The sequence below is a fragment of the Campylobacter sp. RM12637 genome, assembly GCF_020137645.1.
Taxonomy (GTDB): domain Bacteria; phylum Campylobacterota; class Campylobacteria; order Campylobacterales; family Campylobacteraceae; genus Campylobacter_E.
Genome location: NZ_JACGAV010000005.1, coordinates 44,790 through 68,989, shown reverse-complemented (window position 1 = coordinate 68,989; position 24,200 = coordinate 44,790). Strand labels below are relative to the sequence as shown.

The window sequence follows — 24,200 nt, the reverse complement described above, 5'->3', positions numbered from 1 at the left end:
AACCCTTTATTTAAAAAATTTGAGATAATACTAATAAAAAAAGGTTAAGAGATTTTGAAAATAGCAATTTTTGGTGGTAGTTTTGACCCAGTTCATTTAGGTCATGAAAAAGTAGTAAAAGCAGCTTTAGATACATTAGATATTGATAAATTAATAATATTGCCAACATATATTAGTTTATTTAAAAATAATTTTAATGCTAGTCCAGAACTTAGATTAAAATGGCTAAAGAGTGTATTTGTTGAAAGTGATAAATTATTAATAAGTGATTATGAAATATCTCAAAATGAGCCAGTTCCTAGTTTTAAGAGTGTTATGTATTTTAAAAATTTACTAAATTCTAGCTTAATTTATTTTATAATAGGGGCTGATCATTTAAAAACTTTACATAAATGGCATAATTTTGATGAATTATCTAAAAATGTCATTTTTGTTATAGCTAGTAGGGATAATATTTTTATACCAGATAATTATTTAAGACTTGAAATAAATGAAGATATTTCTTCAAGTTTTATAAGAAATAATTTGATTTTGGAAAAAGTAAATCCTAAAATTAAAGATGAAGTAAAAGAATTTTATAAAGGAAAGTAATGAATAGAAATGAAGATATTATTAAGCTTTTAGATGAAAAAAAAGCAGAGAATGTTGAGTTGATTAATATTAAAGGAAGTGAATATTTTGTAGATGAAGTAATTATTGCAACTATGATTTCTACTAAACAATCTTTTGCAATAATTGAAGATATTAAAGAATTGTTAAAAAAACATAATAGTAAAGTTTATTATGAAGAATGCACTGATGATTGGAGTGTTCTTGATTTAGGAGATTGTTTAATTCATTTAATGAGCCCTGCTTATAGAGATAGATATCAGATTGAAAAATTCTTACTTGAGTTTAAGCGTTAAAAATTTTTTTGTAGTATCGCGTTTATCAATTAAGGAGAAATCATTATGGCTAAAAGAATTTTAATTAAGTTTTCAGGTGAAGCTTTGGCTGGAAAGCAAGGCTTTGGAATAGATACTCATATTTTAAAGTTTATTGCAGGACAAATTAAACAATTAGTAGATGCTGGAACTCAAGTAGGAATTGTTATTGGTGGTGGTAATATTATTCGTGGAGTTAGTGCTGCTAAAGATGGGATAATTAAGCGTGTTAGTGGCGATCATATGGGAATGTTATCTACCGTGATAAACTCGATTGCTATGCAAGAAGCGTTAGAAGGTTGTGGAATTAGTGTAAGAGTTCAGAGTGCTATTCAAATGGAAGCTTTTTGCGAAACTTATATTATGAGAAGAGCGCAAAGACATTTAGAAAAAGGTAGAGTTGTAATTTTTGCAGCAGGAACAGGTAATCCATTTTTTACTACTGATACTGCAGCAGTTTTAAGAGCTATTGAAATTAATGCTGAAATGATTATTAAAGCAACAAAAGTTAATGGTGTATATGATAAAGACCCTATGAAATTTGAAGATGCAAAAAGATATAATGAATTAAGTTACGAACTTGCTATGGGCGATGATATTAAGGTAATGGACGATACAGCAATAGCACTTGCTAAGGATAATAAATTACCAATAGTAGTTTGCAATATGTTTGAAGAAGGTAATATTTTAAAAATTATTAAAGATGATTTTAGCAATTGCTCAATCGTAAAAAATTAATTAAAAGGAATAAAATGAGAACTGAACAAGTAGCAGCAAAAGCATTAGAAAAAGTAGGAAATGATAGATATATTCTATCTTTAATAGTAGCTAAAAGAGCTAGAGAATTAAGTGATGGTGCTGAACCTTTAGTAAAAGTTGAAAAAGGAAAAATGAAATTTACTGATATAGCAATGTTAGAAGTTGCTGAAGAAAAAATTATATTTGATGGTGTAATAAACGAATAAAAAAATGAAAAATATTCTAAGTTTTGAAACATTATTGGAAGACATTAAGCATTGTAATGATTTAAATAAAGCACGGGAATTATTGTATTCACTTTTTTCAAGCACTCCTATGCTTGAAAAAGCTTTAGATTTTTGTATAAAATCACATGAAGGACAATTTAGAAAAAGTGGAGAACCTTATTCTATTCATCCTATTTTAGTTGCGTGTTTTGTAGCTTTCTTTTCAAAAGATGAAAGTATGATTTTAGCAGCACTTTTGCACGATGTTGTAGAAGATACCGAATGCACTCAGGAAGAACTTGTAAAAATGTTCGGACATTCTGTGGGTATTTTAGTTGAAGGTATGACTAAAATAGTTGAGATTAGGGGAGATAATTTAGCTAGTTCAGAATCAAACGAAAAACTTAGAAAATCAGCAATGACTTTTAGAAATATGTTAATGGTTAGCATTGAAGATAGTAGGGTATTGCTTGTTAAATTATGTGATAGATTGCATAATATGCTAACTCTTGATGCGTTAAGAGAAGCAAAACAAAAAAGAATAGCTGAAGAAACTCTAATGGTATATGCACCAATTGCACATAGGTTAGGAATTTCTAGTATTAAAAATTACTTAGAAGATTTGAGCTTTAAATATCTAATGCCAGTAGAATTTAAAGAAATAGCAGATTATTTAAAGGCAAATAATGTGCAATTACAATTAACATTAAATGATTTTATTGAAAAAATAATTAATTTAATGCGTGATAATGGATATATTGAAGATGTAGATTTTAAAATAGAAAAAAGAATAAAACATGTATATTCTATTTTTTTAAAAATGCAAAGAAAAGGCGTTAGTATTGAAGAAGTGCTTGATTTATTGGGGATTAGAATTTTAGTAAAAGATGTTAAAGATTGTTATATAGTTTTGGGGCTTTTACATGTGCATTTTAATCCACTTGCTTCAAGATTTAAAGACTATATTGCCTTACCTAAGCAAAATGGTTACCAAACAATCCATACTACTTTATTTGACGCGCAATCAATAATAGAAGCACAAATTAGAACATATAAAATGCACGAAACTGCAGAACTTGGAATTGCAGCACATTGGAAATATAAAAATGATAAAGAAGACTATAAAGCTGATTGGGTAAATGATATAGCAACCAATAGTTCTTTAGAAGAAAAAGACAATGATTTAGCATTTTATGAATACGCAAAAGATAGTTTATATGTTGAAGATATTGCGGTTTATTCTCCAAAAGGAGAGATTTTTACATTACCTAGAGGTTCGACTGCTCTTGATTTTGCTTTTGAAGTTCATTCACAAATTGGTCTTAAAGCAAGTCACGCTTATATAAACAGAGTAAAATCTCCATTGCTTACAAGTCTTAAAAATGGGGATATTGTAAGAATTGAGATAGATGATAACGCAAAACCAAGATGTTCTTGGCTTGATAGTGTGGTTACTGCTAGAGCTAAAGCTATGATTAAATCACATTGTAAACAAAGAATTTCAAGTATAGACCAAAAAGCTGGGTTAAGAATTTTGCAAACTATTTTTAGCGCTGATGAAGACAAAATAAATACTTGGATTGCAAATGAAAAATTATCAAAAAATGTTAAAAAATGCACTACAGATAATATTACTTTAAGTAAGGTTATAGATAGTCTTAAAAAATATTCAAAAAGAATTTGGCTAGTTAAAAATTATGATTTAAAAAAACAAAGAATAGAAAATCTTGTTGTATATTCAAACTACAAAATAAATAATGTGGATTTTGATTATTGTTGTAACCCAAAAAGAGGTGATGATATAGTTGCTTTTAAACATAATCATTCTGTTACAATTCATAATAAATTATGTGAAAGAGCAAGTAAATTAATGGAAGATTCTAAAGAAGAAATGGTGCTAATTAAATGGTCTAAGCATGCTCCTAAAAATTATAAAATGATTTTTTCTTTAGAGAATAAAAAAGGCACATTATTAGCATTATTAACAGAATTACTAAAACTACAAATCAATGTTAATAGTATTAATATTACAAAAAATGCTGATAGTTTATTGGAGTATTTTGAAATAGTTTTTGAAGTACCTGATAATCAAAATATAGAAATAGCAAAAGAAAAAATCAAAACAAAATGTAAAATCTATGAGTTTATATCATTAAAAGACGCTTATAGTGAATAAAGGATAAAGATGAATTTGAATGAAATTTATAATGATTTAGAACGCGGTGTATCAGAATTTATTGATTTAGAAAAAATTAAGAATTTGATTAAAAATTACTATGAAAAGGGCGAAGTATTTTATGTAAAAGCTGGATTTGACCCAACTGCACCTGATTTACATTTAGGTCATAGTGTTATTTTAAACAAAATGAGATTTTTACAAAATCATGGTGCTATAGTTCAATTCCTAATAGGAGATTTCACTGCTCAAATAGGTGATCCAACAGGCAAAAGTGCTACTAGAAAACAATTAAGCAAGGAAGAAGTTTTAAAAAATGCAAAAACTTATGAAGAGCAAGTTTTTAAAATTTTAGATAAAGAAAAAACTGAATTAAAATTTAATTCAACTTGGCTTAATGCTTTAGGAGCAGTTGGCATAGTTGAACTTACATCAACTTTTAGTGTAGCTAGAATGCTTGAGAGAGATGATTTTACGAAAAGATTTAAAGAACAAAGCCCTATATCAATTAGCGAATTTTTATATCCACTTTTACAAGGTTATGATAGCGTTGCGTTAAAATGTGATATTGAAATGGGTGGAACTGACCAAAAATTTAATTTATTAATGGGTAGAACATTACAAAGAACTTATAATACAGGTAAAGAACAAGGTATTATAATGTTACCACTTTTAGTAGGTCTTGATGGTGTTAATAAAATGAGTAAGAGTTTGGGTAATTATATCGGAGTTAGTGAAGAACCAAATTCTATGTATGCAAAATTACTTAGTATAAGTGATGAATTAATGAAAGAATATTACAATCTTTTAAGCTTTAAAACCACAAAAGAAATTAATGATATTTTTGACAATATTAAAAACAATACTCTACATCCAAAGGTTGCTAAAGAAAATTTAGCTTTAGAAATAGTTGAGAGATTTTGGGGTAAAGATTTAGCAATTAATGCGAAAAATGAGTTTGATAATATTCATAGTAAAAATGAAATTCCAAGTGATATTGCGGAGTTTAATTTTAATGAAGAACAATGGATTGTAAAACTAATGCAAGATACTAATTTAGCAAGTTCAGGCAGTGAAGCAAGAAGAGCTATAAAAGCTAATTCTGTAAGTGTTAATGGAGAAAAAATTAGCGATGAACAACTAAAATTAAGCAATGGTGAATTTATAATTCAAGTTGGAAAAAGAAAATTTGCAAAAGTAATAATAAAAGGATAATAATGAGCTTACCAGAATTAAAAATAAGAAATTTTACATTAAAAGTGCCGGTATTTCAAGGAGGTATGGGACTTGGAATAAGTTGGGATAAATTAGCTGGTAATGTTAGTTTAAATGGAGCTTTAGGTATTATTAGTTCGGTTGGAACTGGGTTTTATGAAAATAGAGCACATATTAACAAAGAACTAAATGGCAAACCTTATGGAAGTGAGAATTTTTATTCTACAAAAGGACTTAATGCTGTAATTACTAATGCTAGAAAAATCTGCAACGACTCACCATTAGGCTGTAATATAATGCACGCGTCAAACGAATATGAAAGAATAGTAAAAGACGCTTGCAATGTCGGTTTTAATGCAATTATTAGTGGTGCAGGATTACCTACAAATTTGCCAGAATTTACTAAAGACTTTCCTGATGTTGCATTAATTCCTATTGTATCATCAGCAAAAGCTCTTAAAATAATTTGTAAAAGATGGACTCAAAGATACGATAGATTGCCTGATGCAGTTGTTCTTGAAGGGCCTTTAAGTGGTGGTCATCAAGGATTTACATACGAGCAATGTATAGACCCAAATTACCAATTAGAAAAATTAATTCCTGAAGTAAGAGCTGAACTTAATGAATGGGGAGATAATATTCCTTTAATTGCAGCTGGTGGAATTTGGAATAAAAATGACATTTTAAATGCTATTAGTTTAGGTGCAAATGGGGTTCAAATGGGAACAAGATTTATAGGAACTTATGAATGTGATGCTGCACTTGAATTTAAACAAGTATTATTAGATGCTAAAAAAGAAGATATAGAATTGCTAAAAAGTCCTGTTGGCTATCCTGCTCGTGGTATTAGAACAAACCTTCAAAAAATGATAGAAGAAGGCACTGCTCCTAAAATTTCTTGTATAGCAAATTGTGTTGCACCATGTGAGCGTGGTAGGGGCGCTAAAAAGGTAGGATATTGTATTGCCGAAAGACTTTATGATGCTTATAGTGGAAAAAAGGAAAGTGGATTATTTTTTACAGGTGCTAATGGATATAGATTAAATAAGTTAATTAGTGTTAAAGAGTTGATTGAAAAATTAGTTAATGGTGAAGATGAATAAAATCTTACTATTATTACTAAGCGTTGTTTTGTTTGCTAGTAGTTTAAATGAAGAATTTGTTAATTTTGATAAGAGTTTTTTATTATCTAGCAAAACAGAACAATTAGCAATTCATCAGAGATTAAAAACTATATATATTAAAAGTATAATTTCTGATGATATTGATACCAAAAAAGAAGTTTTAAAAAGAATTATTTTAAGTTCAAAAACATTAAAACTTGATTCATCTACATATCAAAAAGAATTACAAGATTTAGGCATTAATCCTAATAAGATTTCATTTAATAACATAAATAATACTGATGCAAAAAAGACTAAAGATATAGCTAAAGAGCAAAAATCAATTAATACTCAAAATACCAAAACACAAAATACTAAAACTACAACAAATACTTTAAATTCTAAAAATATAAATAGTCAAAATAAGCCAGAAACAAAACAAGAAGAAGTAAAAAAAACTTATATAACTAAAATTAATAAGGCAAATAACACAATAGAAATATCATTAAAAGGAGAATTTGATAATAATATAAAAAGTATTATCTATAATACAAAAGAATTAAAAAATAAAATATTGGAATTTAATGCTGCTTTAGATATAGGAAAACAAAATTTCATAGATAAAAATTATGAAGTAAGTTTAGTTCAATTCAATCCGGAAAAAGTAAGATTTGTCTTAAGGTCAAAATCTGATTTGAAATTAGATTATAAGATTGATAATAATGTTTTACTCATTACTATAGATGGTAATTTGCAAGAGCAAAATAAGCAAGAAAATACTACTCAAATAAAAAAATCTTTAGTTGAAGATAAAAAAGAATTAGATAATAATACTAAAGTAAATAATAATGCAAAAAACGCTACTACTAACGATAAAAACAAACAAGAAAGTAATATAAATACGAAGCTAGATAGTAATGATAATGCTGCAAATAATATTGCAAATGATAAAAGCAAAAAACCTATAACAATTACAAAAGCCGTTAAAAAAGATAATGGGGTTTTATTGACTTTAAACAACTCTTTATCAAATGATGATATTAAAACTTTTAGCTATAACAACAATCAAATTTTAGAATTTGACGCAGTTTTAAATGGTGGTAGGAAAAATTATGATTTTAAAACATACTCTATTAGTGTTTTACAATTTAATCCTAAAAAGGTAAGAGTGGTTTTATACTCTAAGAATACTAAAAAAATATTTTTTAATATAAATAATAATTCTTTAGAAGTAAGCACTGATGAGATTAGTGAAAAAGTTGAAGTTGGATTTAAAAAATCAAATTTATTAATTACTTTAGACGCAGGTCATGGTGGAAAAGATGTAGGTGCAACTGCTTTTGGCAGATATGAGAAAAACATTACTCTATCAATAGTTCTAAAATTAGAAAAAGCTCTAAAAAGCAAAGGGTATAAAGTATTTTTAACAAGAAAAAAAGATGTTTATATAAATCTAAGAGATAGAACTAAAATGGCAAATGATAAAAAAAGTGATTTATTTATAAGTATTCACGCAAATTCTATCGGGGATAAGACAAAATTTGATAAAATATATGGAATTGAGACATATTTTCTCTCTCCAGCTAGAAGCGAAAGAAGTAAAAACGCAGCTGCAATAGAAAATAAAAGTGATATTGAAGAGATGAATTATTTTTCTAAACAAACTTTTTTGAATTTTTTAAATAGAGAAAAAATTATTTCATCTAATAAGTTAGCTATTGATATACAAGGTGGTATTTTAAATAATATACCTAAGGGATATTTAAAGCGAGATGGTGGCGTAAAAGAAGCTCCTTTTTGGGTTTTAGTTGGTGCTTTAATGCCTGCTGTTTTGATTGAAGTTGGCTATATATCACATCCTATTGAAGGTAAAAATATCGCAGATAGTGCTTATCAGGATTATTTGGTAAATGGTATTGTAAATGGAATTGAGAGTTATTTTGTTAAAAATAAATAAGGAAGTTTTATGAAAAAGGCGAATTGGATTTTAAAAAATGATGAGATTTTTTCTTTAGATTTTGATGATTTTTATTACAACATAAAAGAACCTTTAAAAGAAAGAAATGGAATTTATATAGATAATGCTTTTAGTAACGCATTTAATAAATTAACTATTTTAGAACTTGGTTTTGGATTGGGTTTAAATTTCTTTTTAAGTGCAAAAAGAGCTATTGATTTAGGCATAAAACTCCATTATGTAGCGATTGAAAATTATTACCAAAGTATTGATGATATAAGATATTTTTGTAATAAATTTGGTATAGAGTTAAATAATAATTTTATTAATGATTACCCACCTTGTAAAGATGGAATTTATAGAATAGAATTTGATGGTGTTGTTCTTGACTTAGTATTTCAAGATGTAAATATTGCTTTAAAAGATTTAGATTTTTTAGCTGATGTTGTATATGCTGATGGTTTTTCTCCTAATAAAAATAAAGAAATGTTTTCTAAAGAGACTTTAAAATATGTCAAAAAGCTATTAAAATTAACTGGTAAATTGGTTAGTTATAGTTCAAATTCTGATTTTAAAAAATCTTTAATTGAATTAGGATTTGAAATACACGATATTAATTTGGGAATAAAAAGAGAAAGCACTCTTGCTATATTAAAACATAAAGATTTACAAGATGATATAGAAGGATATTTTCATAAAAATTATTTAGAAGTTAATAATATAGCAATTATTGGTGGTGGTATTGCAGGCGCTACAATAGCTTATGAACTATCAAAGTTAGGTAAAACTATTAGTGTATTTGAGCAAAGCCATACTTTAGCAAACGAAGGAAGTGGAAATAAAATAGGGTTATTAACAGCATTAATTCAAAATCCATCAAGTTTGTTAGGAGAATTTAGTCAGTTTTCGTTTTGGCATAGCTCAAAATTTTATAAAAAATTAGGCTATAACTTAGAAGGGATATTAGAGCACGCATATACTGATGAATTAAGAGAAAGATTTAAACTACAAAAGGATAATCCATTAATTAAATTACATTTTGATTTTGCATATTTAAAAGATGGTGGGACATTAGAACCCTGTAAATTAGTTCCTAAAATTTTTGCAAAATCCAATACTAGGATATTTTTAAATTATAAACTAAATAGTTTTAGAGAATTTTATGATAGAGTTGAGCTTGATTTTGATAATAAGACTATGATTTTTGATGCTGTAATATTTGCTAGTGGTGCATATTCTAAAGAAATCTTTAGTAATTTACCATTATCAGTAGTAAGAGGTCAGGCAACTTGGCTAAAAAATAAAATTAAATATAAGCACCCAATTAGCTCAAAAGCTTATATAACTGGAGCAAAAGATGGGATTATTTTATTAGGTGCTACTTATGATAGAAACTTAATTGCTGAAGCAAGTAGAGAGTATGATGATATTAATATAAATAATTTTAAAGAAATTTTTAAAGCTGATTTTAGTGATTTGGTAATAGGTAATAGGGTTGGTTATAGAAGTTATTCTTCAGATAGATTTCCTATTGTTGGAGCTTATTTCAATGAAGAAAAATATAAAAATCTTTATAAATCTTTACAATTTGATAAACATAAACCGCAAGTAAATTCTCCAAGAAGTAGGATTTTTATAAATACAGCTCATGGTTCAAGGGGTTTATCTAGTGCGATAACATCTGCAAGATTAATTGCTAGTTATTTTAACAACACACCTAGTGGAATGTTTAAAAGATACGAATACGCACTTCATCCTGCTAGATTTTTAATAAGAGATTTAAAAAAAGGCTTGGTTAAAGATTAGGAATTTAAATTCCTAATTTTGCTATCAAAAACTAATAACAATTCAATATTAATTTCTTTAAAAAAGCGTAATTTTTATATTTTAGTATTAAGAATATATATTGATTTAGCACAAACTTAATTATATTTTTTATTTAAAACTAGTGCGAAAAAATACCAAATAATTATTTAAAAATGTTAAAGTTAGGGCTATTAAATTATCAGGATTTGTATTGAAAAAGATTGTATTTTTATTAATTAGTGCTTTTGTTTTTTCAAAGGAATTAAGTGATGAAAAGTTATTTAAATTAGCCGAGACAATTAGCGGAAGAAATGTTGAGTGTAACGGACATGATTATTTTGTAAATTTAAATAATTATATAGATGAGCTAAATAAAGCTTATAATGATAAAAATATTTATCAAAATCCTATAAAAGATTATGATAAATATTATGATTATTTTCAATATTGGGCTTATCAAAGCATTGGCAATAAAAGATTATTTGATGAGTTTAATAATGAAATAAATAATTTTTGTAGCAATAACAAGGAGCATTTTATAAAGCTTTCTTCTAAAAATTATCAAAAATCTTGTGAGAATTTCACTCAAAGGCTAGGAATGAGAGCTTTTGGCTCTATTAATAAATTTATTAAGCTTGATGATATTTATATTGAATTTTTAAAGATAGAAAATCCAGAAGATAGCATTGCATATCTTAACGAAATTAGCCCAAATTATTATCAGTTAGATTTTTTATTAAAAATAGCTTTATTAGCTAAAAAAGATATGAAAATAATAGAGTTTTTAGCTAAAAATAATACAAATATTAATTCAGGTTATGAGAGTGCGATTTTTTATGCACTTGATTATTATGAAGCATTAGAATATTTATTAGAAAACAAAGCTAATGTTAATTATGTAAATGCTCTTGGTAAAAGTGCGATTTTTTATGCAGTTGAAATCAGCGATATTAAAACTATAAAATTACTTATGAAATATGGGGCTAATCTTAATTTACAACAAATTGATAGTGAAGAAGAGCTAAAAACAAATCTTCCTTATTATATTTCTTTTTGCTCTTACATTCATCCTGCAAAGACTTTAGTAATACACGCAGCGTCTTTAGCGAATTTAAATACCTTAAAATTGCTTATAGAAAATAAGGCTGATTATACGATAAGCGATAATTTTGGATTAAATGCACTAGATTATGCGATGATTTATAACAATAAAGAAAATATTGAGTATTTAAAAAAATTAGGATTAAAGGAGAAAGAACAATGAAAACAGCGTTTGTAACAGGTGCTAGTAGTGGTTTTGGAAAAGCGATTGCTAAAAGACTTTTAAAGAATAATTATAAAGTAGTAGTTCTTGCAAGACGCAAGGAAAAATTATTAGAATTTGAAAATGAATTTAAAAATAATGTATATATAGCAGAAGCTGATGTAAGAGATATAAATGCTTTAAAAAATGTTGTAAATAATTTGCCTAATGATTTTAATAAAATTGATGTTTTAGTTAATTCAGCAGGATTAGCATTAGGTTTAGGAGAGTTTTATAAATTAGATTTAGCAGATATTGAAACTATGGTTGATACTAATATAAAAGGGCTTTTATATGTAACTCATTTGATTTTACCAAGAATGCTTGAAAACGGCGGACACATATTTAATTTTGGTTCAGTTGCTGCTAATAATCCTTATTTTGGTGGTAATGTATATGCAGGAACTAAAGCTTTTGTGGGTCAATTTAGCCACGCATTAAGAAATGATGTAAGAAAAAATAATATAAAAATTACTGATATTGCACCAGGATTATGTAAGACAGAATTTAGCGAAGTGCGTTTTAAAGGCGATAAAATTGCAGCTGATAAAGTTTATGAAAATACAAAATACCTTGATGCAGAAGATATTGCTGATGCAGTTATTAGTATTATTAATTTAAAAGACCATGTAAATATAAATAGAATAGAATTAATGCCTGTTACTCAAACTTGGGCAGGTTTTCACATACAAAAGGATAATGAATGAAATATTTAAAAATAGAAGGAAATGCAAAATTAAGTGGTAGCGTAGAAATTAGTGGAGCTAAAAACGCAGCTTTGCCATTACTTGCTGCTGCTTTACTTATTAAAGGAAAATGCACTTTAACAAATCTTCCTTTAGTATCAGATATTAAGACTATGTTAAGATTGCTTGAGAATTTAGGAGCTACATATGAACTAAATAATCATAGCGTTACAATTGATTCAAGTAATGTATTTAATACAAAAGCACTTTATGATATTGTTCGCAAAATGCGTGCTAGCATATTGGTTTTAGGACCTTTGCTTAGTAGATTTAAAATTTGCGAAGTATCTTTACCAGGTGGCTGTGCTATAGGACAACGCCCAATTGATATGCACTTAAGTGCTTTAGAGAAAATGGGTGCTAATATTGAATTAGTTGATGGCTATGTAAAAGCTAGTGGAGAGTTAGCAGGAGCTAAAATACATTTTGATAAAATTTCTGTTGGTGCTACTGAAAATACAATTTTAGCAGCAGTTTATGCTAAAGGTGTAACTACTATAATAAATGCAGCTTGTGAGCCTGAAATCGTTAATTTATGCGAGTTTTTAGTAAAAGCAGGTGTTAATATAAAAGGTATTGGGACAAATACTATTGAAATCACAGGAGTAACCAAATTAAATACTGATTTTACTTGCGAAATTATTCCTGATAGAATTGAAGCAGGAACATATCTTTGTGCAGGTGCTATTACAAAATCAAATATAGAAGTTAAAAATATAATTCCAGAGCATTTGGGTGCATTATTATCAAAATTTGATGAAATGGGGATTAAATACGAAACTTTAAAAAATAGTATTAAAGTATATTCAAGCGATTATAAAGCGGCAAATATTAAAACTAGCGAATATCCAGGCTTTCCTACTGATATGCAAGCTCAATTTATGGCTTTATGTCTTAAGGCAAATGGAGAAAGTATTATTGATGAAAGATTATTTGAAAATCGTTTTATGCATGTAAGTGAGCTAAATCGTATGGGTGCAAATATCAAGCTAAATGGACATATTGCCAATGTTAAGACTTCTAATTTGCAAGGTGCTGAAGTGATGGCAACTGATTTAAGGGCTAGTTCTGCATTAATTTTAGCTGCACTTGCTGCAAATGGGACTACTAATATTCATAGAATTTATCATTTAGAGCGTGGATATGAGAATTTGTGTGAGAAATTAAGTAAATTAGGTGCGAAATTAGTTGAATTAAAGGAAGAAGAATGACAATTAATGAAGCATTAGAAAATATAAAATCACTTAATCACACTCAAAGCACCGAAATTGTTAATTTATTTGATGCAAAAGGAAGAGTTTTAGCGAATGATTTTTATGCTAAATGCAATGCTCCTTTATTTACAAATTCTGCAATGGATGGCTATGCTTTAAAGGCTAGTGAGTTTAAAAATGGTCTTAAAGTTTTAAAGACTATTTTTGCAGGAGATATGAGTGAATGCGAGATTAAAAGTGGCGAATGTGTAAAGATTATGACAGGTGCAAGAGTGCCAAAGGGTGCTGATAGTGTTTTAATGGTTGAAAACTCTATTATTAAAGATGATTTAATGTATGCTACAAGTGATAATTTAAAAGTAGGTGAAGCTATAAGATATGAAGGCGAAGAATACAAAAAAGGCGAATTAATTATCAAAAAAGGCGTAATTACTGATGAAATTATTATGATTTTAGCTAGTAATGGAGTTTTTAATATTGAAGTTATTAAAGAAATAAAAGTTGGTATTTTTGCAAGTGGTCTTGAGATTATTGAGCCTTATTCAAATGGATTTGGTGTTTATAATTCTAATGCTTATGGAATTTATTCTGCTTTTAAGAGTTTTTCTAAACCTTATTATTTAGGAGTTTTAAAAGATGAATATGAGTTTGTTTTAAATTCTTTAAAAGGTGCTTTAGATAATTTTGATTTAGTTGTAAGTATCGGAGCTGCAAGTGTAGGTGATGCTGACTTTATCAAAAAAGCTTTAGATGAACTAGGTTTTAAGCCTATTTTTACTAAGGTAAAAATGAAACCTGCAGGTCCTGTTAGCTTATATTTTAAAGATAATAAATATATTTTGGTTTTACCGGGTAATCCTATGAGCGCTTATATTGGGGCTTTAATTTATGCAAGAGCTTTAATTTATAAAATGCAAGGAATTATATATGAAAAGCCAAGTTTTTTATATCCTATATCAATGGATTTAAAGATTAAAAATAATAAAGAAAATGTAGTTATTGGAAATATTATAAATGATACTTTTGTTCCATTTAATAATGCAAAACTTAGTAGCGGACAAATTACTCCATTAAATAAATGCACTCATTACATAATTTGTCCTATTGATTGTGATATTAAGCAAAACGATAAAGTAAGAGTTTATGAACAAAGTATTTAGTTTATTTGTATTAAGTGGGGTTTTGTTTGCTAATAATTTAAGCGATGAATTATTAAAACATTGGAAAAAACAAGATGAGTTTTTAGAAATAAAAAGTCTTAGTTTTAATCCTAATATTAATAATTGCAAAATTATTACATATCCAAATCTTAGCAAACAAGGATTTTTTAAAGCAAATTGCAATGATAAAGATATGCAAATATCTTTTAAATTACAAGCTCTTACTAAGGTTTATATTTTAAAAAAAGATGTCTTAAAGGATGAAGAAATAGGGCTATTTGATTTAAAAAGTGAAAAAATTGATTTTTCAAAATTACCTTATAATGCTTTAAGAACACTTGATAATAGTATTAAGTTTAAAAGCAAAGTAAGAGCAGGTAGTATTATAAAAACCTCTATGCTAATGCCAAATTATTTAATTAATAAAGATGATAGTGTAGTTGGTATTTTAGATGATGGAGATTTGAGTGTGTTTGTTGATTTAATAGCCTTGCAAAGTGGAGTAAAAGGTCAAAGAATTCGCCTTAAAAACACTCAAGGACACAATCTAACTGGCGAAATAATTAATGAAAAACAGGTCTTAATAAAATGAGATTTTTAGTAGCGATTAATGGAGCTAGTGGAGTTAATTTGGCTTTAAAATTAGCTAAGGTATTAAGCAAAGAAAATGAAGTGTATTTAATCCTTAGTAAAGGTGCTTTAAAGGTTTTAAAAGAAGAAAATAATAAAAAAATAAAAAAATACATTAAAAATACAAATATTACTCTTTTAAAAAATGATGATTTAGCTGCACCTGTATCAAGTGGAAGCTTTAAGCTTGATGCGGCGTTTTATTATGCTAGTAGTGATTTTTTAGCAAAGGCTAGTTATGGTTTTAGTGATACTTTAATTCTAAGAAGTTTTGCCGTAAATCTTAAAGAAAATAGAAAAATCATAATAGCTCCAAGAGAAATGCCATTAAATGAATTAATGCTTAAAAATATTTTAAAATTAAATAAATTAGGCTGTATAATAGCCCCTGCAATTTACGCTAAATATTCTAAGAGTTCTTTTAAAGAATTTGTAATAGGTAAATGGTGTGATTTGCTTGGAGTTGAATATAAAAAATTTAAAAGATGGAAAAGCGAATGAAAAAAGCAATTTATCCAGGCACATTTGATCCGATAACAAATGGGCATTTAGATGTAATAAAAAGGGCTTTAAAAATTTTTGATAAATTAATAATAGCAGTTGCTAAAAATGATAAAAAAAAGCCTGATTATGATTTAGAAACTAGGATTAATTTAGTAAAAAATGCAACAAGTGGATTAAATGTAGAAGTAATAGGGTTTGACAATTTATTAGTAGATTTTGCAAAAGAGCAAAAAATATATACTATTGTAAGGGGTTTAAGGGCTGTGAGTGATTTTGAATATGAGTTACAAATGCACTATGCAAATGCTGAATTAAACGAAGAGATAGACACTATTTATTTAATGCCAAGCCTTAAAAATGCCTTTATTTCAAGCTCAATTGTAAGAAGCATTAAAGCTCATGGTGGAGATATTTCAAAATTAGTTCCATCTAGTATTTTAAAGGATTTAAAATGAATTATTACGCTTTTGAAGGAATTGACACTCTAGGCAAAAGCACTCAAATTAAGCTTTTACAAGAATTACCAAATTCTTATTTTAAATTCCAGCCGATTTTTGTAAAAGAACCCGGTGAAACTACTTTAGGAATAAAATTAAGAGAATTGATTTTAAATGAAGAAATGAGTAAAAAGGCTAGAATGTTTTTATTTTTAGCTGATAGGGCTGAATTATTTTCAAAAATTGATTTTACTAAAGAATTTATTATAGCTGATAGGAGCTTGTTTTCTCATTTAGCTTATGAAGTTGATAGTGATTACAAACAATTATTGGATTTTAATTTATTTGCAACTAATAATGTTTTACCTAATCATATAATATTTTTTAAAGGCAGTAAGGAATTATTAGAAAGTAGATTAAATAATAAAAGCCTTGATAAAATAGAGCAAAAAGGCGTAGAATATTTTTTAAAAGTTCAAGAAAATTATGAAGCGATTTTTAAGGCTTTAAATTTAAAAGTTTTTACAATAGATGCAAGTCTTAGTATAGATAAAATAAATACAATGATTAAGGAGTATATAAATGATACATGCAATTAAAGGAATGAATGATTTATTAGATGATGATGCGTTAATTTACGAAAAGATTATAAAAACTTGTGAAGAAGTAGCAAAAACTTATGGTTATAGCTATATTGAAGTGCCACATTTAGAAGTTACTCCGCTTTTTAAAAGAAGCGTAGGAGAAAGTAGCGATATAGTTGGTAAAGAAATGTATGAGTTTTTAGATAAAAGCGGGGATAGTGTATGTCTTAGACCTGAAGGAACTGCTGGGGTTGTAAGAGCTTTTATTGAACATAAGATGGATAAAGCTGGAGTTGTTAAAAGATGGTTTTATCACGGCTCAATGTTTCGCTATGAAAAACCACAAAGAGGTCGTTATAGAGAATTTCATCAATTTGGCTTAGAGTGTTTTAATATAGCTAATGTTTATGAAGACGCTAGTGTGATTATGATACTTGCTAAAATCTTTAAAAAACTTGATATTAATTATACTTTAAAAATCAATTCTTTAGGCTCGCCTGAATGCCTTCAAAACTATAGAAAAGCATTAAGAGAATATATTGCAAACATTGAAAATAGTTCTGGTTTTAAATTCTGTGCTGATTGTGCTAAAAGAACACAAACTAATGTTATTAGAGTATTAGATTGTAAAAATGATGAATGTGCTAAACACTTAACAAACGCTCCTAAATTAAGTGAGTTTTTAGATGATGAGAGTAGGGCTGATTTTATTAAATTACAAGAGATTTTAAAAGATAATGAGATTAGTTTTGTAATTGATGAAAGATTGGTTCGCGGGCTTGATTATTATTCAAAAACAGCATTTGAGTTTGAAAGTAGCGAAATAGGTGCAAAGGCTGCAATAGCTGGTGGTGGAAGATATGATTATTTGGTTGAGTATTTAGGCGGAGCTAAAAGCTATGGCGTTGGATTTGCTATGGGTGTTGAGCGTGTTATGGATATTTTAAAAAGTAAAAATATAGAGCAAAAATTACAAAATACTTATTTTTGTATATTAGATGAAGAATTATTGCCAATTGCTTATAAATTAGTTGATAATTTAAGAGAAAACGGAAAAACAATTAATCTAAATTACGAAGCAAAAAAATTAGCAAAACATTTAAATATAGCAAATAAACAAAACTATAAATACTTTATTGCAATTGGTAGTGATGAAGCTAGTAAAAATGAAGTATTTTTTAAAGATTTAGAAAGTGGCGAACAAAAAAGTATAAAATACGATGAATTAAAGGAAATTTTATGAATGATTATGGCATAGATATTTGGGGAGATGATAATTTTATCATTAAAAATGGCAAGGTATGTTTAAAATACGGAAGCGAACCTGCCATTATTGATATAGTAAATACTCTTTTAGATGATGGATATAAAGGTCCTATAATTTTAAGATTTAATCATTTGATTAAAAAACAAATAGAACAAATCTATATAAATTTTAATAATGCCATTAAAGAATTTGATTATCGTGGTAGTTTTAATGCTGTTTATCCACTAAAAGTCAATCAATTTCCTGGTTTTGTAAAAAGTCTTGTTAAGCTTGGTAAAAATCTAAATTATGGTCTTGAAGCTGGTAGTAAAGGAGAATTATTATTAGCTATGGCTTATAACAATGAAAATGCTCCAATAACTGTTAATGGTTTTAAAGATAAAGAACTAATAACAATGGGCTTTATTGCTGCTGAAATGGGGCATAATATAACTTTAACTATTGAAGGTATTAATGAGCTTGAAGTAATTATCAAAACAGCAAAAGAGCGTTTTGGGATAAAACCAAAAATCGGTCTTAGAGTAAGGCTGCATTCTTTAGGTAGTGGCACTTGGGCTAAAAGTGGTGGGATTAATTCAAAATTTGGTCTAACATCAACTGAATTAATAGAAGCAGTAGGGCTTTTAAAAGAAAATGATTTATTAGATTGTTTTACTATGATACATTTTCATATAGGCTCACAAATTAATGAAATACATCCTTTAAAAAAAGCTTTAAGCGAAGCAGGAAATATTTATTTTGAATTACGCAAAATGGGTGCAAATAACCTTGAAAATATTGATATTGGTGGTGGTTTAGCAATTGAGTATTCACAATTTCAAAAGACTTCTCAAAGAAACTATACTTTAAGTGAATATGCAAATGATATTGTATTTATTCTAAAAACTCTAGCAGCACAAAAACAAGAAATAGAGCCAAATATTTATATAGAAAGTGGTCGTTTTGTAAGCGGTTCTCACGCAGTATTAGTAGCACCTGTTCTTGAACTATTTTCTCAAGAATATTCAGAAAGCAAAATGCAGTTAAAAGAAAAAAACCCGCAATTAATAGATGAATTATGCGATTTATACAAAAATATAAAGCCAAGCAATGCAGTAGAATATATGCACGATAGTTATGACCATTTAGATAGTATTTTAACCTTATTTGACTTAGGATATGTAGATTTACAAGACCGCTCAAATGCCGAAATATTGGTTCATCTAATAGGTAAAAAAGCAGTTTCTATGCTAAGTCCAAAACATTTATTAAGAACTCAAAAAGAAGTTCAAGAAAGATATTTGGTCAATTTTTCAATGTTTCAAAGTTTGCCAGATTTTTGGGGCTTAGGGCAAGAATTTCCTATAATGCCACTTGATAGATTAGATACTCAACCAACAAGATCAGCTAGTATTTGGGATATAACTTGTGATAGTGATGGAGAAATATCGTTTGATGCTGCTAAGCGCCCTTTATTTTTACACGATGTTGATGTAGAGCAAGAAGATTATTTCTTAGGATTTTTCTTAGTTGGTGCTTATCAAGAAGTATTAGGAATGAAGCATAATTTATTTACCCATCCAACTCAAGTTAGTATTGATATTGATGATAAAGGTTATGAGATTGAAAGCATTATTGAAAGTCAATCAATTAGGGATATTTTAGAAGATTTAGACTACGATATTCGTGAAATTGATGAAAAAATTCAAGATAAAATAAATTCTTCGGAATTAATAAATGAAAAAACTAAAAAACATATTTTAGGTGAGCTTTTCATATTTATGCACGATAATGGATATTTAAAGAAAATTTAAAAGGAGAGAATATGCAATTTTCAGAAAAAATTAAAGGTTTAGAAGAATCAATAACTTTAGCAATTACAGCTAAGGCAAAATTACTAAAAGAGCAAGGTGTAAGAGTTATTAGTTTTAGTGCAGGAGAGCCTGACTTTGATACTCCGCAAGTTGTAAAAAATGCAGCTATTAAAGCGATAAATGATGGATGCGGAAAATACACTCCAGTATCTGGAACTACTGAAGTTTTAAAAGCAATTTGCACTAAGCTTAAAAAAGACCATAATTTAGATTATGAGACAAGTGAAGTAATAGCAAATGTTGGAGCTAAACATAGTTTATTTAATGCAATTCAAGCACTTGTTTGTGATGGTGATGAAGTAATAATCCCAGCTCCTTATTGGGTAACTTATCCAGAGCAAGTTAAGTATTCGGGTGGAGTTCCTGTGATTGTAACTCCTAAAAAAGATTTTAAAATCAGTGCTGATGAATTAAAAGCTGCAATTACACCTAAAACGAAAATATTAATATTGAATAATCCTAGTAATCCTAGTGGAGCTTTATATTCAAAAGATGAATTAATGGCATTAGCTAAAGTTTTAGAAGGCACTAGTATTGTTGTATTAGCTGATGAAATGTATGAAAAATTAGTTTATGATGGAGAATTTGTAGCGTTTGCAAGTTTAAGCGAAGATGCACTAAAACGCACGGTTACAATAAATGGACTTAGCAAATGTGCTGCAATGCCAGGATATAGATTTGGTTATAGTGCTAGTAAAAATAAAGAATTAAATAAATTAATGAAAAATCTTCAAGGTCAATGCACAAGTAATATTTGTAGTATAACTCAAGCTGCTGCAGTTCCTGCTTTAGTTGGAGAGATTGATAAAGATATTGAGATGATGAAAAAAGAATTCAAAAAAAGAAGAGATAAAGCTTGTGAAATGATTAATAGCATTAATGGGCTTAAATTAAGCGTAAAACCTAGCGGGGCGTTTTATTTATTTATTGATTGTTCTAGTATTAATCCTGATGATGTTGAGTTTTGTGCTAAGCTTTTAGATGATAAAAAAGTAGCTTGTGTGCCAGGAAGTGGATTTGGCATGAGTGGGTATTTTAGAATTTCTTATGCAACTTCAATGGAAAATATCATAGAAGGTATAGAAAAAATCGCAGAATTTGTAAAGGAATATAAGTGAGTAAAATCGCTATAAGTATTTTAAGTGGAGGGCTAGATAGCTGCGTTAGCACTGCTTGTGCTATAAATGAAGGCTATAAAGTAATAGCCCTTCATTTTAATTATAGTCAAAGAACAGAGCAAAGAGAATTGCAAGCTTTTAATGAAATTTGCAAGTTTTATAATATAGAAAAATTAGTTGTGGATATGGATTTTTTCAAACAAATTGGCGGCTCTAGTTTAACTGATATGAGTTTAGAAATTCCAAAAGATGAATTAGGTAAAAATGGTGAATTGCCAAATACTTATGTGCCTTTTAGAAATGGGATTTTTTATAGTATTGCTGCTGCTGTTGCACAAAGATTTAATGCTAGTGCGATTTATACGGGTTTAGTTAGTGAGGATTCTAGCAATTATCCTGATACTACTTTAGATTTCGTTGAAAAAACCGCTTCGTTTATAAAAGAAGGTAGTGGAGAAGATATTAAAATAATTACTCCTTTAATCAAGCTAAAAAAATCAGATATAGTAAAACTTGGAATGAGCCTAAAAGCACCTTTAGAGCTTAGTTATAGTTGTTATGATAGTAATGATTTAGCTTGTGGTAAATGTGAATCTTGCCAATTAAGACTAAAAGGATTTAGCGAAGCTGGGTTTAATGATTTGATAAAATATCAGTAAGATAAGATTTAAAATAAGAATTTAAAATTCTTATTTTAAATTCTATTAAAAGGAAAAATTATGCTAAAGGTTATTTCTAAGATTGATGGATATATCATTTCTTATATATCTTTTTTGATGTTTTTTAAATATTTGTCTGATTATATTGCTTCAAATGTTTCAATTCAAATTCTTTTATCATTTGTGTTTATGTATTTAATCAAACTAGCCTATCAACAATTTTTAAAAATAGAATATAAAAATATACAAAATAAAAATCAGATTTTTTCTATGTTTAAAATAGGCTTATTGCCAGCTATTTTATTGTATTTTTTATGTGTGGATTTTTACGAAGCTTTTTTTACTAATTATATGAGCTTTTTATTTATTAAATTTCCTATTGTTTTTTTAAATTCTTTTTTAAATATTTTATTTTTCGTAATTTTAATAATTATTTTAGCTTTTGTTTTGGGTTATATTAAATACTCTCAAGATAAAGATTTAGCTAATAATTTATGATAATAATTTTAAATAAGTTCTAAAATTTATGAACTTATTTATTAATTTTTATATTAAATTTGCGTCTTTTAATATCTCTTTTATCGCTTCTGCACTATCTTTGCTTTTTAGATTTATGATTAATATATCATCAATATTTACAGAGTATTTTTTACCTGCGTATTTTATTATGGTTTTTTTGAGATTTTCCTTACCAAGTTCTGTAAATAAATCTTCGTAATAATAGCTAGAAATCACCATATTAATACTATCTTGTATATAATCATTTTCGTTATTAACATTATCTCCTATGATTTTTAAACTTAAAGTAATTTTTTTAAGCCCGTTTGATTTTGAATACAAATCGGTCTCAAAATTATTAATTTCTATACTATTTGCAAATGCAAAAATACTAAAAAATATTAGCATTATTTTTTTCATAATTGTTCCTTATCGCAAAATTGATAAAATGTCTTTACCACTTGATTTGTCTTTGCCTTTAGTCTAAACAAATTCTCATACGATTTATCACTTCCATTAAAAATAATTTTAAAATTATTAGGATTTGAACTTCTTGATAATGCAACATATAGCTGACCTTGTGCAAAAATCCTATCGCATTTGCAAATTAACTTATCAATACTCATTCCTTGACTTTTATGTATAGTAATAGCATATGATAATTTTAGTGGGAATGCTTTTAATATAGCATCAGGCTTGGTATCAACTAAATTAGGATTAACCCTATAGCTAGCTGCTATTTCAGGGTCATTAAAGTATAAAAATTCTTTAGGGTAAACTGAATAAATCATTCTATTAGATTTAATCTTTAGTTCCTGCTCACTTTTATCCCACGCAATTATTTCTCCTTGCATTCCATTATAATAATTATCAGAATTATAAGTAAAAATAACTTTAGCTCCAATTTTAAAAATAAATTCTTCTTCAATTGGTTGAGCTTTTAGCCATTGTTTAAATTCTTTTTCTTGTTCTTCGTTTAATTCTGTATTTTTTTTAATACTTGAGTTAAAAACATATTCTTCATCATCAATTTTTTTAAGTTTAGCATTATTTATATTCTTTGCTTCTTCATTGGTGCCACAAATAATTGTATAATCATCATAATTATTTATATCATCTTGAATTTTATACTTTTTAAAATACTCTATGCAAGTATTAGTTATATTGCCAATCCTAATACTTCTTAGATTTTCATAAAATTCCTTATCTTCCATTCTGTGCTGGGTAATTAACTCAATCACCTTAAAATTACATTCATTCCAGTATTTAGAGCAAAAAGCATAATTTCCATCGGATTTTACAGGTTCGAGTTGATAAAAATCTCCAACTATTAGTAATTTTATATTGCTATAACCAAAAAGCCTTGAATAAATCATATCAAAAACATCACTACTAATCATTGAAATTTCATCAATTATTATTAAATCTATATTTGATAAAGACTTATTTAAAGCCATTAAATCATCTTTACTTGTTTTTAGCTCATTAATGTTTTTAGCTAGGCGTAATTTAAAAAACCTATGAACGGTGTCTCCACCAATATTAATAGCAGCAAGTGCAGTGCTTGCTAAGACTATGGTTTTAAAAGCTTCACTTTTTATTATTTTTTCTATGGTGTAGGATTTTCCAACTCCTGCACCACCTGTTAAAAATACATTTCTTCCTTGCTTTAATAAATCAATGATATGTTTAATTTGATTCATCTAAGATATTTACTTTATAGTTTTTAGTAGTAAGATTATTTAATCTTAACATTAAATCATCAAAATTATCTCCATCATAAGGATAAAAAGCTACACAATCTCTTGCTTTAGTATTTAAAAAATCATATATTTCATTACTTATTATTTGTGTTTTTTCTTTACTTGTTCCAGAAAATAATATTATTATTCCACTATCTAGTTCAAATACACAATCAGTTTTTCTTAAAATACTAGCAATTACTTTTCTATGCTCTTCATCAGGGCTTTTGATATAAGTAAGACAAAATTCAAAATCTATATCATAAAAATACCTATAAATATTAGCAGTAAAAAATTCTACAACTTTTCTCATATCTTCTTTTTTAAACATTTGCATAAC

25 protein-coding genes are annotated in these 24,200 nt (G+C 27.4%); 22 read left to right on the top strand and 3 right to left on the bottom strand.

The genetic code is table 11. The features are described 5' to 3' along the window. The first annotated feature begins 54 nt into the window (after positions 1 to 54). The 22 genes from nadD to AVBRAN12637_RS03915 all read left to right on the top strand — a co-directional run bounded on the left by nadD (position 55) and on the right by AVBRAN12637_RS03915 (position 22,118). Entirely contained in the window at positions 55 to 591 is a 537-nt protein-coding gene (gene nadD / locus AVBRAN12637_RS04020; RefSeq protein ID WP_336612494.1) for a nicotinate (nicotinamide) nucleotide adenylyltransferase, read from the top strand. Further along, positions 591 to 905, top strand: a complete 315-nt coding sequence (rsfS, locus tag AVBRAN12637_RS04015; protein ID WP_214117577.1) for a ribosome silencing factor — start codon at positions 591 to 593, stop codon at positions 903 to 905. The genes nadD and rsfS overlap by 1 nt, the downstream gene beginning before the upstream one ends. Positions 906 to 950: 45 nt before the next feature. After that, entirely contained in the window at positions 951 to 1,661 is a 711-nt protein-coding gene (gene pyrH, locus AVBRAN12637_RS04010) for a UMP kinase (protein ID WP_250325143.1), read from the top strand. A 14-nt stretch (positions 1,662 to 1,675) separates the two neighbouring features. Next, complete coding sequence (locus tag AVBRAN12637_RS04005) at positions 1,676 to 1,888, top strand: DNA-directed RNA polymerase subunit omega (RefSeq protein WP_214117576.1); 213 nt, start codon at positions 1,676 to 1,678, stop codon at positions 1,886 to 1,888. 4 nt (positions 1,889 to 1,892) lie between these two features. Then, a complete protein-coding gene (locus AVBRAN12637_RS04000) occupies positions 1,893 to 4,064 on the top strand; it encodes a RelA/SpoT family protein (protein WP_214117575.1) in 2,172 nt (723 codons plus the stop codon). Positions 4,065 to 4,073: 9 nt separating this feature from the next. Then, positions 4,074 to 5,279 carry a tyrosine--tRNA ligase gene (tyrS, locus tag AVBRAN12637_RS03995; protein ID WP_267523029.1) on the top strand — a complete coding sequence of 402 codons (1,206 nt, stop codon included), beginning with the start codon at positions 4,074 to 4,076 and terminating at the stop codon, positions 5,277 to 5,279. Positions 5,280 to 5,281: 2 nt separating this feature from the next. Continuing rightward, on the top strand, positions 5,282 to 6,382 hold the full coding sequence (locus tag AVBRAN12637_RS03990; RefSeq protein ID WP_214117573.1) for a nitronate monooxygenase: 1,101 nt from the start codon (positions 5,282 to 5,284) through the stop codon (positions 6,380 to 6,382). Continuing rightward, positions 6,375 to 8,339, top strand: a complete 1,965-nt coding sequence (locus AVBRAN12637_RS03985) for an N-acetylmuramoyl-L-alanine amidase family protein (RefSeq protein WP_336615355.1) — start codon at positions 6,375 to 6,377, stop codon at positions 8,337 to 8,339. The genes AVBRAN12637_RS03990 and AVBRAN12637_RS03985 overlap by 8 nt, the downstream gene beginning before the upstream one ends. A 9-nt stretch (positions 8,340 to 8,348) precedes the next feature. Then, on the top strand, positions 8,349 to 10,145 hold the full coding sequence (gene mnmC / locus AVBRAN12637_RS03980; RefSeq protein ID WP_336612491.1) for a bifunctional tRNA (5-methylaminomethyl-2-thiouridine)(34)-methyltransferase MnmD/FAD-dependent 5-carboxymethylaminomethyl-2-thiouridine(34) oxidoreductase MnmC: 1,797 nt from the start codon (positions 8,349 to 8,351) through the stop codon (positions 10,143 to 10,145). Positions 10,146 to 10,356: 211 nt separating this feature from the next. Beyond that, a complete protein-coding gene (locus AVBRAN12637_RS03975; protein WP_336607148.1) occupies positions 10,357 to 11,409 on the top strand; it encodes an ankyrin repeat domain-containing protein in 1,053 nt (350 codons plus the stop codon). After that, a complete protein-coding gene (locus AVBRAN12637_RS03970; protein ID WP_214117569.1) occupies positions 11,406 to 12,155 on the top strand; it encodes an SDR family NAD(P)-dependent oxidoreductase in 750 nt (249 codons plus the stop codon). Before AVBRAN12637_RS03975 ends, AVBRAN12637_RS03970 begins: the two co-directional genes overlap by 4 nt. Further along, positions 12,152 to 13,405 (top strand): UDP-N-acetylglucosamine 1-carboxyvinyltransferase, encoded by a 1,254-nt coding sequence (gene murA / locus AVBRAN12637_RS03965; protein ID WP_336615354.1) that lies wholly within the window; start codon positions 12,152 to 12,154, stop codon positions 13,403 to 13,405. Before AVBRAN12637_RS03970 ends, murA begins: the two co-directional genes overlap by 4 nt. Then, a complete protein-coding gene (locus AVBRAN12637_RS03960; RefSeq protein ID WP_336613965.1) occupies positions 13,402 to 14,568 on the top strand; it encodes a molybdopterin molybdotransferase MoeA in 1,167 nt (388 codons plus the stop codon). The genes murA and AVBRAN12637_RS03960 overlap by 4 nt, the downstream gene beginning before the upstream one ends. Continuing rightward, positions 14,552 to 15,160 carry a flagellar basal body P-ring formation chaperone FlgA gene (gene flgA / locus AVBRAN12637_RS03955; protein ID WP_336607146.1) on the top strand — a complete coding sequence of 203 codons (609 nt, stop codon included), beginning with the start codon at positions 14,552 to 14,554 and terminating at the stop codon, positions 15,158 to 15,160. The genes AVBRAN12637_RS03960 and flgA overlap by 17 nt, the downstream gene beginning before the upstream one ends. Further along, positions 15,157 to 15,699, top strand: a complete 543-nt coding sequence (locus tag AVBRAN12637_RS03950) for a UbiX family flavin prenyltransferase (RefSeq protein ID WP_336613963.1) — start codon at positions 15,157 to 15,159, stop codon at positions 15,697 to 15,699. The genes flgA and AVBRAN12637_RS03950 overlap by 4 nt, the downstream gene beginning before the upstream one ends. Beyond that, entirely contained in the window at positions 15,696 to 16,157 is a 462-nt protein-coding gene (gene coaD, locus AVBRAN12637_RS03945) for a pantetheine-phosphate adenylyltransferase (RefSeq protein WP_214120471.1), read from the top strand. Before AVBRAN12637_RS03950 ends, coaD begins: the two co-directional genes overlap by 4 nt. Beyond that, complete coding sequence (gene tmk, locus AVBRAN12637_RS03940) at positions 16,154 to 16,738, top strand: dTMP kinase (protein ID WP_214117563.1); 585 nt, start codon at positions 16,154 to 16,156, stop codon at positions 16,736 to 16,738. Before coaD ends, tmk begins: the two co-directional genes overlap by 4 nt. Continuing rightward, complete coding sequence (gene hisS, locus AVBRAN12637_RS03935; RefSeq protein WP_336615353.1) at positions 16,722 to 17,966, top strand: histidine--tRNA ligase; 1,245 nt, start codon at positions 16,722 to 16,724, stop codon at positions 17,964 to 17,966. Before tmk ends, hisS begins: the two co-directional genes overlap by 17 nt. Continuing rightward, positions 17,963 to 19,783 carry a biosynthetic arginine decarboxylase gene (gene speA / locus AVBRAN12637_RS03930; protein WP_214117561.1) on the top strand — a complete coding sequence of 607 codons (1,821 nt, stop codon included), beginning with the start codon at positions 17,963 to 17,965 and terminating at the stop codon, positions 19,781 to 19,783. The genes hisS and speA overlap by 4 nt, the downstream gene beginning before the upstream one ends. A gap of 11 nt (positions 19,784 to 19,794) precedes the next feature. Next, positions 19,795 to 20,961 carry a pyridoxal phosphate-dependent aminotransferase gene (locus AVBRAN12637_RS03925; protein WP_214149962.1) on the top strand — a complete coding sequence of 389 codons (1,167 nt, stop codon included), beginning with the start codon at positions 19,795 to 19,797 and terminating at the stop codon, positions 20,959 to 20,961. Next, on the top strand, positions 20,958 to 21,620 hold the full coding sequence (gene queC / locus AVBRAN12637_RS03920) for a 7-cyano-7-deazaguanine synthase QueC (protein WP_336615352.1): 663 nt from the start codon (positions 20,958 to 20,960) through the stop codon (positions 21,618 to 21,620). The genes AVBRAN12637_RS03925 and queC overlap by 4 nt, the downstream gene beginning before the upstream one ends. Before the next feature lie 60 nt (positions 21,621 to 21,680). Continuing rightward, on the top strand, positions 21,681 to 22,118 hold the full coding sequence (locus tag AVBRAN12637_RS03915) for a hypothetical protein (protein WP_336612482.1): 438 nt from the start codon (positions 21,681 to 21,683) through the stop codon (positions 22,116 to 22,118). Positions 22,119 to 22,166: 48 nt separating this feature from the next. Here AVBRAN12637_RS03915 and AVBRAN12637_RS03910 read toward each other — a convergent pair whose 3' ends face one another. From AVBRAN12637_RS03910 to AVBRAN12637_RS03900, 3 genes are read right to left on the bottom strand one after another with little or no spacing between them, the layout of a single operon-like run. Then, positions 22,167 to 22,538 (bottom strand): flagellar basal body-associated FliL family protein, encoded by a 372-nt coding sequence (locus tag AVBRAN12637_RS03910; RefSeq protein ID WP_214117557.1) that lies wholly within the window; start codon positions 22,536 to 22,538, stop codon positions 22,167 to 22,169. Continuing rightward, complete coding sequence (locus tag AVBRAN12637_RS03905) at positions 22,535 to 23,821, bottom strand: ATP-dependent DNA helicase (RefSeq protein ID WP_214117556.1); 1,287 nt, start codon at positions 23,819 to 23,821, stop codon at positions 22,535 to 22,537. The genes AVBRAN12637_RS03910 and AVBRAN12637_RS03905 overlap by 4 nt, the downstream gene beginning before the upstream one ends. After that, positions 23,808 to 24,197, bottom strand: coding sequence for a hypothetical protein (locus AVBRAN12637_RS03900; RefSeq protein WP_214117555.1), 390 nt, complete (start codon positions 24,195 to 24,197; stop codon positions 23,808 to 23,810). The genes AVBRAN12637_RS03905 and AVBRAN12637_RS03900 overlap by 14 nt, the downstream gene beginning before the upstream one ends. Positions 24,198 to 24,200: the final 3 nt, after the last annotated feature.

Bases quoted from the DNA above. Each gene is read 5' to 3' on its own strand.
- rsfS (WP_214117577.1), top strand. From the start codon at position 591: ATGAATAGAAATGAAGATATTATTAAGCTTTTAGATGAAAAAAAAGCA.
- pyrH (WP_250325143.1), top strand. From the start codon at position 951: ATGGCTAAAAGAATTTTAATTAAGTTTTCAGGTGAAGCTTTGGCTGGA.
- AVBRAN12637_RS04005 (WP_214117576.1), top strand. From the start codon at position 1,676: ATGAGAACTGAACAAGTAGCAGCAAAAGCATTAGAAAAAGTAGGAAAT.
- AVBRAN12637_RS04000 (WP_214117575.1), top strand. From the start codon at position 1,893: ATGAAAAATATTCTAAGTTTTGAAACATTATTGGAAGACATTAAGCAT.
- tyrS (WP_267523029.1), top strand. From the start codon at position 4,074: ATGAATTTGAATGAAATTTATAATGATTTAGAACGCGGTGTATCAGAA.
- AVBRAN12637_RS03990 (WP_214117573.1), top strand. From the start codon at position 5,282: ATGAGCTTACCAGAATTAAAAATAAGAAATTTTACATTAAAAGTGCCG.
- AVBRAN12637_RS03985 (WP_336615355.1), top strand. From the start codon at position 6,375: ATGAATAAAATCTTACTATTATTACTAAGCGTTGTTTTGTTTGCTAGT.
- mnmC (WP_336612491.1), top strand. From the start codon at position 8,349: ATGAAAAAGGCGAATTGGATTTTAAAAAATGATGAGATTTTTTCTTTA.
- AVBRAN12637_RS03970 (WP_214117569.1), top strand. From the start codon at position 11,406: ATGAAAACAGCGTTTGTAACAGGTGCTAGTAGTGGTTTTGGAAAAGCG.
- murA (WP_336615354.1), top strand. From the start codon at position 12,152: ATGAAATATTTAAAAATAGAAGGAAATGCAAAATTAAGTGGTAGCGTA.
- AVBRAN12637_RS03960 (WP_336613965.1), top strand. From the start codon at position 13,402: ATGACAATTAATGAAGCATTAGAAAATATAAAATCACTTAATCACACT.
- flgA (WP_336607146.1), top strand. From the start codon at position 14,552: ATGAACAAAGTATTTAGTTTATTTGTATTAAGTGGGGTTTTGTTTGCT.
- AVBRAN12637_RS03950 (WP_336613963.1), top strand. From the start codon at position 15,157: ATGAGATTTTTAGTAGCGATTAATGGAGCTAGTGGAGTTAATTTGGCT.
- coaD (WP_214120471.1), top strand. From the start codon at position 15,696: ATGAAAAAAGCAATTTATCCAGGCACATTTGATCCGATAACAAATGGG.
- tmk (WP_214117563.1), top strand. From the start codon at position 16,154: ATGAATTATTACGCTTTTGAAGGAATTGACACTCTAGGCAAAAGCACT.
- hisS (WP_336615353.1), top strand. From the start codon at position 16,722: ATGATACATGCAATTAAAGGAATGAATGATTTATTAGATGATGATGCG.
- speA (WP_214117561.1), top strand. From the start codon at position 17,963: ATGAATGATTATGGCATAGATATTTGGGGAGATGATAATTTTATCATT.
- AVBRAN12637_RS03925 (WP_214149962.1), top strand. From the start codon at position 19,795: ATGCAATTTTCAGAAAAAATTAAAGGTTTAGAAGAATCAATAACTTTA.
- AVBRAN12637_RS03915 (WP_336612482.1), top strand. From the start codon at position 21,681: ATGCTAAAGGTTATTTCTAAGATTGATGGATATATCATTTCTTATATA.
- AVBRAN12637_RS03910 (WP_214117557.1), bottom strand. From the start codon at position 22,538: ATGAAAAAAATAATGCTAATATTTTTTAGTATTTTTGCATTTGCAAAT.
- AVBRAN12637_RS03905 (WP_214117556.1), bottom strand. From the start codon at position 23,821: ATGAATCAAATTAAACATATCATTGATTTATTAAAGCAAGGAAGAAAT.
- AVBRAN12637_RS03900 (WP_214117555.1), bottom strand. From the start codon at position 24,197: ATGCAAATGTTTAAAAAAGAAGATATGAGAAAAGTTGTAGAATTTTTT.